Source organism: Microtetraspora sp. NBRC 16547 (genome assembly GCF_030268965.1).
Classification (GTDB): Bacteria; Actinomycetota; Actinomycetes; order Streptosporangiales; family Streptosporangiaceae; genus Microtetraspora.
Map to the genome: position 1 here is coordinate 46,249 of NZ_BSSE01000001.1, position 12,530 is coordinate 58,778.

Here is a 12,530-nt window from a genome sequence, read left to right on the forward strand (position 1 = left end):
GTCCGTCACACCGTCGGGCGTGCTTCGTCGCGTAGGCCGACCACGAGCCTGCCGAGCACGGGCAGGCAGAGCAGTTGGGCGACGACGTCCTGCAGGGGGCGTGCCAGGGCCTGCTGCTCGATCTCCGCGAAATAGTTGCCCAGGGCGACCGAGACGCCGGCGAATGTGAGGAAGACCGCCACCATGACCGGGGAGTACGCGACGAGCGCCACCTGTTGGAAGGTCTCCGGGGCGCCGGGGTTCCCGCGCACCGCCCGTCGCATCCCGGTCACGAGGGCGTAGGTCCCGAGCACGATGAGAAGGCCGAACAGCCCTCCCACCCAGGCGCCCAGCGCCGCCGCGGTGAGGGCGGCGAGGCGGGCGGGGAAGGCCGCCGGTGCGGCGTCCCCCGCACGCGCTGCGGGCCCATCGCTCCTCCCCCGCCATCGGACGAGTCCGATGAGGACGACGATCAGCGCGAAGCCGCCGAGCAGGGCGCCGCGGTACCAGGCCTCCGGCTGGAAGGTCAGGACGACCCGCTCGCCCGCCGACCCGGCCGGGAGGGTCCACGCCTGGCGCCACCCGTCCAGCCGTACCGGTTTCAGCTCCATCCTGCCCAGGTGGGCGCGCCAGCCGTCGTTGTAGTTCTCATTGACGACGAGGAAGCCGGGCGCGTCGGTCTGGGGGCGGACGGTGCGGTCACCGGGCCGCCACCCGTCGACGGCGACCGGCTGGAGGCTCTCGCTGGACCGGCTCTGCGGGCGCGGCTCCTGGATCGCCATGGAGACGACGCGGTACGGATCTGTCTGCGACACGCGGAAGCGGTTCTCCCCTGCGGCCAGCACCCACTTCTGGCAGGTACGGAACGTGAGCGGGCGGCCGTTGACGATGTCCGCGACCGTCCCTCCGATGATCTTTGTTGGTACGGGGAAGCCGTTGATCGCCAGCGTGGGGCCGGTGCCGCACATCGTCCGGACCGGCCAGTCGCCGGGCAGGCCCGCGGGAGTCACGCCCGGGATCCTGAGCTCCGCGACCTGCACCGACTGGCTGCGCCGCGGCAGGAACTGCACGACGAGCTTGCGCGTCACGACCGGCTTGAACCGGAAGACCCCGTCGGCGCCCGCGTACCCCCCGCGCAGCGCCTTGTCCGCCCAGAGGAGGAGTTGCATGGGCGCGGCCCGATCGAGCGTCTCGGGGCGGACGATCGTGATCTGGTCGATGCGCCGCCGCTTGCCGAAGTCGATGGTGAGCGTGGGCTTGGCGTCGAAGGCGCTCGCGTACCAGACGGTCTTGGGGTCGCCGTCGAACGCCGAGCGCCCGAGGGCGATCGGATGGTCGACGAGGGTGGAGGACGCCTTGACGTGCGGATATATGCCGGGGAACGTCGTGGACCGCTGGGCCGTCGCCGGATCCGTGAGGATCGCCCGGCCGGTGGCCACCCGCTCCGCCGTACCGGGGGAGGTGACGGTCCGGTCGAACCCGAAGCCGTCCTCGCCCCGCATCTGGAGGGTTCCGGAGCACGCCCAGACGAACGACCCCTGCATGCACCCCGGCGCGGAGCCGCCGCTGCCGGTCAGCACGTACGTCGGGATGAGCCCGTCCCCCCGGCCCTTCGGGATGCCCGGCACGACGATGGTCCTCGCGGCCGTCACCCCGGGAACGGAGAGCTCGGTGATCCCCACCCGGTTACCGAGCTGGGACTTGGGGCGCCATGCCACCTTGGTCACAGTGATCTTGATGTGGTCGGTCTGCCCCGGAGGCACGTGCAGGAGCTGCGCGGCTCCGGTGTTCTTCACGCCCTGACGGACGGCACCGCCGGAGGTGCTGATCTCCACCTCGGTGACAGGGGGGCCGATGAACTGGGTGAACGCCACCGCCACCTGCGGGACGGCCCGCTTCGCGGCGAAATCCACCCGCAGCCACTCGTTCACCGCGCCCTGCCAGCCGGCCGAGCGCCACGACGTCCGCGCGTCGCCGTCCACCGCGGCGTAAGGGAGGTACCCGGTGTCACGGCTGTCGGGCAGCGCCGTGATGTCCGACGCGGCGGAGGACGCGGTGATCGCCTTGATACCGGAGAGCCTCGCGGTGGAGGTGTACGCGTCCCAGTCGGGGTCACGCAGGTCGTGCTCGGCCGACGGGCGCTTGAACGGCTCCGTCGCGGTGAGCGTGGGAGAGCTCGCGAACCTCAGCTCGCTGAACGCCACCTCCCTCCGGCGCAGAGTGTCGGTGACGATCGTGTCGGCGCCGGGGATCCGGGCGGCCTCACCGTCGTCTCCCAGGAGGACGGGCCGAGCGCTGTCCAGCAGCCCGAGGTCCGCGAGCGTCAGGAGGGCCTCCGGGCCACCCGTCACCCGCAGCGGCTCGCGATCGCTCACGGTTCCGGCCACCGGCGCCGGGCTGTCCACCCGATAGACCTCGAGCGCGTGGTAGGGCTGGTTGAACCAGGTGGACGCGTTGCCCGCCTTGGGGTCGCCGACCACGGGGCCGAAGGTCATGACCCGCGTGAGCCCCGGCGACCCGGCGATCGCCTCGTGCACCCGCGGCGGCCAGGCCCCCCGGATCGAGAACTTGTCGAGGTCGTTGCGTACCAATACGTAGCCGACGCCGATGCGCCTGAGCACCTCGGTGAGGCCGGGCGACCCCTGCCCGGTGGCGAACCGCTGGTCCACCGCGTCGAGCAGGCGGGTCATGCCGGACGAGCCCCACGGCACGATCATCCGGGTCGTCCAGCGGACGTCGAGCAGGGGTTGCATGGGTTCGTCCATGGGACGGCCCCAGAGGTACTCGCCCCACCGGGAGCCCGGAGCCGCGAGGACCATCGACGTCCCGGCGTTCCGGTTCAGCCACGTGGCCGCCTCACGCCAGTAGCCGGGGATCTCGGTGTACGAGCCGCGGGCGGCCAGCCCGACGGAGGCGATCGGAACGAAGGTGAGCGCCAGCAGGGCCGTCGACGTCGCGGCGATGGGCACGCGCAGCCGCGGCATGCCCGACACCGGCAGGTACGCCAGCCCGAGCGCGACGGGCAGGCGGACGAGCGCGTCGAACTTGTGGATGTTGCGGAACGCGGCGAGCACCCCGTCGAACAGCTCACGGATATCCCCGGCGAACGGGTTCGCGACCACGCTCGTGTGACCGGTGACCATGATCGCCGTACCGAGGAGGGCGACGGAGAGCAGGAACGTGCGCTCGGGCATGCCGCGCCGTACGAGCCCGGCCAGGCCCAGGCCCGCCACTGCGGCCGAAACGACGACCAGCCAGGGACGTACGGAGTGCTCGAACGCCGCGGGCCACCACGGCATGCCGTCGATGGGGAGGTAGCCGATCCAGTTCGCGGCACCCCTGAGCGTGTTGGTCAGGGAGGTCACACCGGTCGTCGTCGCCGCGTTCTCCGTGAACGGCATGAAGGAGAACGTGTAGCGGCCCATGACGACGAGCGGCCCGATCCACCAGAGGGAGGCCGCGGCCGTGCAGCTCGACCACCAGAGCAGCAACCGCCTGCGGCGCGGCCCGCGCTCCCGGGTCAGCAGGTAGACGAAGGGGACGACGAGCACGGCGAGCTCGGCCGTGGCGTTGACGCCTCCGCAGAAGACGAAGGCGAGCGCGGACATGGCCGCCGCCCTGCGCGGGCTCTGCCCCTCACGGGTTCCCCGTACGAGCGGCAGCAGCATCCAGGGCAGTACGGCGCTGGGCAGGAACTCAGAGGAGTTGACCCCGACGAGTGCCTGGGCGTGCGGAGCGAGAGCGTACGCGAGGCCGCCGAGGATCCTGGTGTTCGCGGTGCCGACGCGGAAGGCGTCCGCGAGCCGCACCGCCCCGAGGAAGGCCGCGCTCAGGACGAGCCCGATCCACAGCCGCTGGACCACCCACGGCGGGATCCCGATCTCGATGCCCGCGATGTAGAACGGGCCCATCGGGAACAGGTACCCGTAGGCCTGGTTCTGGATGTATCCGAAGTGGGCGCCGTCCCAGAGTGAGATCGCCCGCGCCAGGAATCCCCACGGATTGATCGGCATGTCGAGCTTGGTCTCCGAGATGATCTTCTCGGGAGCCGTGGAGAGGGCGACGACGAACAGCGCGAGACAACCGGCCAGGAGACGCAGTCTGCGGCGGAGGTCCGGGCCTTCCTTCTCAGGAGCGCTCAGCACGGGCGGTCGCTCGGCCACCACTACAGCCCCCACTCCTCGTTACCCCCAAGTGGCCCAAGGCTAGAAGCGGTTCCACAATGGGGGACAGCCGGTTGGTCGAATTGTGACAAAACGGGAGCATCATTCGCTGACGCCGTGCGCGTAAGCTGCGCGGCGTGGACAGCGCCATTCCCTTCCATGCTGATCTGGCTCGCTCTGTTCGGCTTTTCACGGCTTTCAGAAAAGAACAGGCCGACCCCGATTACTTCTACGGCCTGCTCGCCCGCGACACGGTCGCCCAGCTCGGCACCTACGTCGACCTGGCGGGACGCTTGGTGGTCGATGTCGGCGGCGGGGCGGGGTACTTCGCCGAAACGCTGCGCGCCGCCGGTGCGCGCATCGTGTGCGTCGACTGCGACGCGGGCGAGATGACCGCCAGGGAGGGCGTCATGCCCGAGGGGGCCGTGCTGGGCAGCGCGTTGCGGATGCCGCTGCGCTCGGACTCCGTCGACGTCTGCTTCTCGTCCAACGTGCTGGAACACGTTCCCGATCCGATCACCATGGCCGAGGAGATGGTCAGGGTCACCCGCCCCGGCGGGACGATCTACCTCTCGTTCACCAACTGGCTCTCGCCGTGGGGTGGACACGAGACATCGCCCTGGCACTATCTCGGCGGCCATCGCGCGGCCCGGCGCTACGAGCGCCGGTACGGCAGGGGCCCCAAGAACGTGTTCGGGGAGAGCATGTACCCGGTGTCCGTCTCGACCGTGATCGGCTGGGCCCGCCGGCAGACGGGGGCCGAGGTCGTCGACGTGTTCCCCCGCTACCTGCCCGCGTGGGCCAAGCCCGTGGTCCGGATACCGGTGCTCCGGGAGTTCCTGACCTGGAACCTGGTTCTCGTACTCAGGAAGCACTAGACGGTCTCCGGAGAGACGCGCGGCTCGGGCACCAGGCGCCGCGCGCCCGCTCGCGGCTCGTGCTCGGCGAGCTGGCCGAGCAGGAGCGCGGTCATGGCCGCTCCAGTCTGGTCCCAGGTGAAGGATCCGGCCCAGGCCCGGCAGCCCGCCCCGATCTCGGCCCTGGCCGTGGGATCGGAGAGCTGCTTCAGCGCCCGGTCCACCACGTCCGCCAGCAGCTCACCGTCCCTGACCAGCCAGCCGGTCACGGAGTCCCGTATGGAATCACGCAGGCCGGGCACGTCGTAGGCGACCGTGGGAACGCCGAGGATCGCCGCCTCGATGACCGTGAGCCCCCATCCCTCGAACTCCGACGCGGTCACGTGCAGGATCGCCGAGCCGAGCACTGCGGCCTTCCGCCGGTCGTCGAGGAACCCGTGCAGGACGACCCGATCGCCCAGTGCCCGCTCCCGCACCATCTCGGCCAGCGGTTCGAACTCCGGCCCCCGCCCCACCACGTGCACCTGGATCCCGGGCCAGCGGTCGGCGAGCAGCTCGGCGAGCTCGACCACGCGGGAGACCCGCTTGTGACCGACGAGACGGCCGACGAAGACCAGGGAGACGTTCGCGTGCTCCGCCGCGGGCACCGGCTCACGGCGGACGCGGGTCGTTCCGTTGGGGATCACATTGATGGGCGCGGCCCAGTCGAGGCGCTCCCTGATCTCCAGCTTCGACGACTCCGACACCGTCACGGTCGGGCATCTCCGGTACACGCGCCGGGCAACGGGCCCCTCGATGAAGCAGCCGATCGCGGCCAACCACCTCGGGAAGAACGCGTAGAACTGGCGGGCATGGACGTGATGAATCAGTGACAGCACTGCGGTACGCCGCCCGACCACCAGGGGCGCGAAGAACGGGATGCCGTTCATCGTGTCGATGACCACGTCGAACGAGCGCCGCCGGAACAGCAGCCACAGCGGCACCAGCAGGTAGACGAGGTAGCGGTTGCCCATGCGCCGCAGCTCGATCCCGTCCCGCCGCTCCGCCGCCGGCTGCCCCGGCTCGCGGCTGGTGGCGAAGTACACCTCCGCCCCCTCCCTCACCAGGAACCGGCTGACTTGCCAGGCGTACTCCTCGGCGCCTCCGGCGACGGCCTGGAGGGGTTCGCGGAAGTTGAGCACGGCGATGCGCACACCACGCAGGGAGAGGTCCGAGTCACCGGTCCCGTTTTCGTGGAGTTGGATCCGCCGCTCGTGAGCGGACGGCGTACCGTGCACGTGCGTGTCCGGTTGGGCCACGATGACTCCTCGCATTCCCGCGTACGACAAAGCTTCATATTCCGGCGAATCGCCGGAGATCGGGAAATATCTAGAAAACGTCAGAAGATCTGGGCGCGAAAATCACCGGACAGGGCGTCCAGAAATCATTGGGCCGGTACGTTCGCGAAAAAGGCATGGCGAAACTGAACTCATCGCCTTCGAACCGGATTACCGGTGCTCTTCCCTGTCCGGGGGGTCGGCGGGACCGACCCCGCCGGTCAGCGGGTGCCGTAGTTGTAGAGCGGCTTGTTCGGGGGCTCCGGAGTGGGCGAAGCCACATTGACGACCGCCACTGAGGCGACGCCGGCGAGCACTGCCCCGACCGCCAGAGCGGCCAGCACCTTCAACATCGTGCCTCTCCCTCCAAGAGCCGTACGCAGTGTGCCGAGAGTAGAACGTGATACACGTCATAAGCCATAGCGTTAGTCAAACCGTGACAATGCAAGTTACCCTCCGGTACTCACAAAGTCGGGTCGTAACTGCACCTCACAGCCGCAACAAGAGCAGCTCTCCGCCACGGAAAATAGGACGTGCGCCGGGTAGCCGAGACAGGAACTCGTTCTCGTTAGGCCGCTCGACGAGAACGAATCTCACCCCCTGCCGGGCGAGCTCCCCGGTGAGAGGGCCGTGCCCGCCCCGGACTAGGTCGCCGATCCGCCGGGCCCGCGGCGCCTCCGGCGCGACCCGGATCACTCCGCCCGCCCGCCGCTCGACCACGAGCGTGTCGTCCCACACGACCGGGCGGGCGAACATCTTGGTGGCCGGGTCGAGGATCACCCGGCCGCCGTTCCACGCGAACGCGCGATGCGCGCCCCACGGCAGCGACACCAGCGCGCCGGGAGCCGGATCCGCGTTGACGAGAGCCTGGACGCGCCGCCACTCGCCCGGGTAGTCCACCGCCGCCAGCCGACCGAAGGCGCCCAGGGCGAACGTCGGCAGCGCCAGCACGGGAACGGCCGCGGCGGCGAGTCCCAGCCGCCCCAGCCGGTGGACGGCGAAGCCGAACCCCAGCGCCTGGCACAGCACGAGAGGCGCGATGAACAGCTGGCCGTCACGGAACGGGCCGAACCCCGGCCACCACCCGATCAGCCCCTTGAGCACTCCGGGCGCGAAGGCCCCCAGGCAGGCCACGCCCAGCCCGACGGCGGCCGCGACCGCCAGCCCCAGCGCGGTCCGTCCCCACCCGGCTCTGGCGAGCCCGACGAATCCGGCCAGCGCGACGACGGTGAGGGCGAGGCGCACGGCGGCGACACCCCAGGACCCCTGTCCCGGGACCTCCGCCTCGGCGTTCCAGATGCCGCCGAGGGTGAGCAGGCTGCCCAGCGTCCCGAACGGCCCGTCCGCCCGCGCGGCGAACGCGTCCACCCCGGCGGGATCCGTCACCGCGTGGGACCCCAGGGCCGGGACCAGCCACGGCAGGCTGAGCACCGCGATGACCAGGGCGCTCACCGGCACGGCACGAGCCCGCCTGGTGAGCGCGGCCACCGGCAGCACGGTGATCGCGCTGACCAGCGTCGCCTGGAAACCGCCGATCGCCGCCGGGACGAGCGCCACCGCCAGCCGTACGGCGTCCCGCCAGGTGGAGGCGCCGCGCGCGGCCGCCCGAACCGCCCAAGGCAGCCCGGCGAAGCCCAGCAGCAGGGCCCACTGGCCGAGCAGCAGCCGCTGCGCGAGATAGGCGTTCCACGCGTAGAACGCGGCCGCCGCGAGCCGCCCCGCCGTACGGTCCGACGGCACCAGGGCGGCCGCCCCGGACGCGGCCAGCACGAAGATGCCGACCAGGGTGAGCTTCTGCACCACCTGCGCCGGAAGCGCGAGCGACAGCAGCGCGACGACCTGGTCGCTCGGGACCGCGCGCGGAAAGCCACCGGACCCCGCCGATCCGAAGACCGCGCCGAAGACTGGGCCGAACACCGGCGGCGGGTCCGGCACGAACACCATGTCGTACCGCAGGACGAACCCCGGCCCCAGGGCGGGGCCGAGCGCCAGCACGCCGAGCAGCAGCCCGAGCCCGGCCGGGCCGTAGCGCGCGAGCAGGCGGCGGTCGCCCACCGCCCGGCGCGAGGGCCGGGCGGCGAAGGACGGGCGAAGCGACCAGCGAAGGGACCAGCGAAGGGATCGGCGAGGGGGCCGGGGCAGGGACAACCGGGGCTACTTGCCGGGTTCCGGGTCGCGGGGCAGGCCCAGCATGCGCTCGGCGATGATGTTGAGCTGCACCTCGGTCGTCCCTCCGTAGATCGTCATGGCGCGGGTGGCGAGGATGGCCCGGTTCCAGTAACCCGGATCGCCGAGCTTCCAGTCGGCCGCGGTGACCGCCGCCGCGCCGAGGAGGCCGACCGCCGCCTGCGCGACGTTCTGCGCGTGCGAGGTGGACAGCAGCTTACGCACCGACGCGTCCGCGCCGGGCTCGCCGCCGGCGAGCTGCTTGAGCGTGACCCGCAGCGACAGCGCGTTGATCGAGTGGCTCTCGCAGACGACGCGGGCGAGCTCCTGCCGTTCGACAGGGGTGAGCTCCCGGCCGAGCCTGCCGCACAGCCCGAGCAGGTCGGGAACGGACGCGCCGGTCCCGCCGGAACCGGACGACAGCGACACCCGCTCGTTGGACAGCGTGTTGCGCGCGACCTTCCAACCCTCGTTGACCGCGCCCACGACCAGGTCGTCCGGCACGAAGACATCGTCGAGGAACACCTCGTTGAAGAGGTTCTCCCCCGTCATCTCGGTCAGCGGCCGCACGGTCACGCCGGGCGACTTCATGTCCACGATGAAGTACGTGATGCCGTCGTGCTTGGGCCGCGAGCTGTCCGAACGGGCGATGCAGATGCCCCATTCGGCGACGTGCGCGACGGAGGTCCAGATCTTCTGGCCGTTGAGCTTCCAGCCGCCCTCGACCTTCTCGGCCTTCATCTGCAGCGAGGCCAGGTCGGAGCCCGCGCCCGGCTCGGAGAAGAGCTGGCACCAGATCATCTCGCCGCTCAGCGTGGGCGGCAGGAAGCGCTCCTGCTGCTCGGCCGTGCCGTACGTGACGATGGACGGCACGACCCAGGCACCGATGATCATCTGGGGCAGCTTGACGTTCGCGGCGCGCAGCTCCTGGTGGATCAGGACCTGCTCCAGCGGCTTGGCGTCGCGCCCCCACGGCTTGGCCAGGTGGGGCAGGACGAACCCGGCGGTGGCCAGCGCCCGCTTCTGCTCGCTGCCCCGGCCGCCCGGGCCGTCCGGGTCGGTGGACAGCTCGGCGATCCGCGCGATCTCCGCGCGGATGGCGGCACGCAGCGGCTCGGCGTCCTCCGGCAGGTCGATCTCCAGCTCGCGGGCGACACCGCCGAGCGCCAGCGAGGCGACCGTCTCGGCCCAGTCCGCGGAGGATCCGAGCAGCGCCCGGATCGTCAGCGCGCGCCGGTAGTACAGGTGCGCGTCGTGCTCGAAGGTGTAGCCGATGCCGCCGAACGTCTGGATCGCGTCCTTAGCGCACTGCACGGCGGCGTCCGGCGCCATCACGCCCGCGATGGCGGCGGCGTAGGCCAGCTCCTCGCCGGTGGCGCGGGTCGCGTCCCACACCGTGGCCCGGGCCTGCTCCAAGGCGACGAGCATCCGGGAGATCTTGTGCTTGATGCCCTGGAACTGGCCGATCGGGCGGCCGAACTGGATCCGGACCTTGGCGTAGTCGGCCGCGGCCGAGACACACCAGGACGCGACGCCCGACGCGTCCGCGCCGAGGACGATCGCGGCCAGGTTCAGGACGTCCGGCCCCTCCAGCCCGTCGAGCACCCGTTCCGCCGGTACGGCGACCGCCGTCACCTCGACCTTGGCCACGCCACGCGTGAGGTCGAGCGACGGGATGGGCGTCACCGTCGCCTGGGCGGCGTCCACGGCCACCCACTCCTCACCGCGATCGGTGGAGACCGGCAGCACCAGCACGTCGGCGAGCGCGCCGCCGAGCACGGGTTCGGCGACACCGCTGATGGTCAGCACGCCGTCCTCGCGTACGCCCGAGATCGCGCCGGTCAGGGCGACCGCTCCGGTCAGGGTCCCGTCGGCGAGGCCGGGAAGCAGCTCCGCGTGGGCCTTGCCGTCGGCCCCCAGCACGGCGGCGCCGGCGAGAACGGTCGGCACATAAGGCCCGGGGGCCACCCGCTCGGACAGCGCCTCGATCGCCACCGCGGCTTCGAGCAGGCCGTATCCGGCGCCGCCGTACTCCTCGGGGATGTGCAGTCCGAGCAGCCCCTGCTCGGCCAGGCCGGGCCAGAAGGGAGGACGTTCCTCGGTGCCGCCGCCGATGGCCGCAACGGCGCTCCGCACCACGTCGGCGGGGATGTTGCGCTCGGCCCACCGGGTGACCGACTCGCGCAGCGCCTCGTGTTCCTCGCTCAGACCGATCGCCATCTGACCCTCCACGCCTGGAATCTGTCGCACCGGAATTTGCCAGAATCATATTCTGGAATGTTGTTCTCCGGCTAGATCGGGCGAAGGGTCCAGAAGAGCATGTTCAGGTCGCGATACAACTCCGCTCGGGTGTCCGGAATCCTGGCGAACAGCAGCGCGGGCTTCTTCCTGGCGGTGCCCACGACGGCCACGATCGCCTCCGACGCGTGCTGCCGCCCGTCCAGCGGGTACGTGACCCGGTAGCCGAGCAGCCACCCCGCGCCCCGCCGAAGCGGCTGCGACGCCGTCCAGGTGAGCGAGCCGCCAGCCCACTCCGGCGAGCGAGGTGTAGAGCAGGCGGAGCGACACTCCACCGCGGTCGTGGACCCCCCACGCCGCGAGCGGCTCGCGGGGTTCCGGCGACCCCGACGACCCAGGTGCCTCCTGTGGCCCAAGGGATTTTGGCTGCCCAAGAAATTCCTGCGGCCCACGGGATTCATGCAGCTCAGGGGATTCCGGCGGCCCAGGCGGCTCGGCCTGAACCAGGCCTTCCGGTCGCAATCGGGGCATCGGGGTCGTGAACGCCGCAAAATGGCGATCGATGGGCGGCTCGGCAGGCCGCCCCAGTCCGTCTCGCGGGTCGCTGCCAGCCTCCGCCATGCCCGCAGATTACGCGACAAACCGTGATTGTCACGCTCAGTTGGCATACCTCCGCCTACTGGGGTAGTCGCTCGCGCATGGGACGTTCACGCACCCTCGCGCGCACAGCGGCGTCACTGGCGCTGCTCGCCTGTGCGGCCTGCGGAGGCTCGGCCACCGGCCTGGCCAACGGCGGCTCGATCGCGACCCAGACACCCACCCCGGCTCCGTCCGCCCCCGCGACGGCGACCCCGCCGTCCCCGAGCGGCGCGGCAGCCTGGCTGGAGAAGTCGTACGAGCAGACCATCACGAGGGTCCTGCCGTCGATCGTGCAGATCACCACGAGGCAGGGCCTCGGCTCCGGCATCGTCTACGACAACGACGGCCACATCCTGACGAACGCGCACGTCGTGCAAGGGGCGAGGAAGTTCTCCGTCACCCTCGCGACCGGCCAGAAGCGGACCGCCCGGCTCCTGAACACCTTCCCGGCCGGCGACCTCGCGGTCATCAAGGTGGACAACGCCCAGGGCCTGACGCCCGCGTCCTTCGGCCGCTCCGCGGATCTCCGCGTGGGCCAGATCGTGCTGGCGATGGGGAACCCGCTCGGCTACTCCGGCAGCGTCACCCAGGGCATCGTCTCCGCGCTGGGCCGTACCGTCACCGGGTCGAGCGGCGAGGGGACTCCGACCTCGACGATCCCCAACGCCATCCAGACGTCCGCCGCGATCAACCCGGGCAACAGCGGGGGCGCGCTCGTGGACCTGCGCGGCCGCGTCATCGGCATCCCGAGCCTGGGGGCCGTCGACCCCGAACTGGGCGCGGCCCCCGGCATCGGTTTCGCGATCCCGAGCGACACCGCCACCGACATCGCGAACCAGATCATCAAGAACGGCAAGGTCGTCAACAGCCACCGGGCCTCGCTCGACATCCAGGCGGGGACCGCCGTCGACGGGCTCGGCTCGCCCGTGGGCGTCCTGGTCGGCAGGACCGCCGAAGGAGGCGCCGCCGACGAGGCGAACATCCGGTCGGGCGACGTGATCGTCGACATCGACGGCACCAAGACTCCGAACACGACGGCGCTGTCCGAGGTGCTCGCCCGGCACCAGCCCGGCGACACCGTCAAGGTCAGGCTGCTCCACCCGAGTGGACGCGACCGCACCGTCTCCGTCACGCTCGGCGAGCTCTCCGGCTGATCCTGACATTGTTGTGTG

General features: G+C 71.1%; 8 protein-coding genes. 2 read left to right on the forward strand and 6 right to left on the reverse strand.

The window, feature by feature from the left end:
* Nucleotides 1-5: 5 nt before the first annotated feature.
* Nucleotides 6-4,142, reverse strand: coding sequence for an alpha-(1->3)-arabinofuranosyltransferase (locus QSK17_RS00210; RefSeq protein WP_285702271.1), 4,137 nt, complete (start codon nt 4,140-4,142; stop codon nt 6-8).
* Between the two features lie 137 nt (nt 4,143-4,279).
* Here QSK17_RS00210 and QSK17_RS00215 point away from each other — a divergent pair, with 137 nt between their 5' ends.
* On the forward strand, nt 4,280-5,020 hold the full coding sequence (locus tag QSK17_RS00215) for a class I SAM-dependent methyltransferase (protein ID WP_285702272.1): 741 nt from the start codon (nt 4,280-4,282) through the stop codon (nt 5,018-5,020).
* Here the strand turns inward: QSK17_RS00215 and QSK17_RS00220 are convergent.
* The 5 genes from QSK17_RS00220 to QSK17_RS00240 all read right to left on the reverse strand — a co-directional run bounded on the left by QSK17_RS00220 (nt 5,017) and on the right by QSK17_RS00240 (nt 11,054).
* Nucleotides 5,017-6,297, reverse strand: coding sequence for a glycosyltransferase family 4 protein (locus QSK17_RS00220; RefSeq protein WP_285702273.1), 1,281 nt, complete (start codon nt 6,295-6,297; stop codon nt 5,017-5,019). The two genes, QSK17_RS00215 and QSK17_RS00220, sit on opposite strands and share 4 nt — an antisense overlap.
* 239 nt (nt 6,298-6,536) lie before the next feature.
* A complete protein-coding gene (locus QSK17_RS00225) occupies nt 6,537-6,668 on the reverse strand; it encodes a hypothetical protein (RefSeq protein WP_281195720.1) in 132 nt (43 codons plus the stop codon).
* A gap of 136 nt (nt 6,669-6,804) precedes the next feature.
* Complete coding sequence (locus tag QSK17_RS00230; RefSeq protein ID WP_285702274.1) at nt 6,805-8,370, reverse strand: MmpA family trehalose lipid delivery protein; 1,566 nt, start codon at nt 8,368-8,370, stop codon at nt 6,805-6,807.
* Between the two features lie 99 nt (nt 8,371-8,469).
* Nucleotides 8,470-10,701, reverse strand: coding sequence for an acyl-CoA dehydrogenase family protein (locus tag QSK17_RS00235; protein WP_285702275.1), 2,232 nt, complete (start codon nt 10,699-10,701; stop codon nt 8,470-8,472).
* Between the two features lie 71 nt (nt 10,702-10,772).
* Complete coding sequence (locus QSK17_RS00240) at nt 10,773-11,054, reverse strand: hypothetical protein (RefSeq protein ID WP_285702276.1); 282 nt, start codon at nt 11,052-11,054, stop codon at nt 10,773-10,775.
* A gap of 363 nt (nt 11,055-11,417) precedes the next feature.
* Between QSK17_RS00240 and QSK17_RS00245 the strand changes: the two genes are divergently transcribed.
* The gene (locus tag QSK17_RS00245) at nt 11,418-12,512 is read left to right on the forward strand and encodes a S1C family serine protease (RefSeq protein WP_285702277.1); all 1,095 of its coding nucleotides are present in this window, start codon (nt 11,418-11,420) and stop codon (nt 12,510-12,512) included.
* The last annotated feature ends 18 nt before the right edge of the window (nt 12,513-12,530 follow it).

Bases quoted from the DNA above. Each gene is read 5' to 3' on its own strand.
- QSK17_RS00235 (WP_285702275.1), bottom strand. From the start codon at position 10,701: ATGGCGATCGGTCTGAGCGAGGAACACGAGGCGCTGCGCGAGTCGGTC.
- QSK17_RS00245 (WP_285702277.1), top strand. From the start codon at position 11,418: ATGGGACGTTCACGCACCCTCGCGCGCACAGCGGCGTCACTGGCGCTG.
- QSK17_RS00225 (WP_281195720.1), bottom strand. From the start codon at position 6,668: ATGTTGAAGGTGCTGGCCGCTCTGGCGGTCGGGGCAGTGCTCGCCGGC.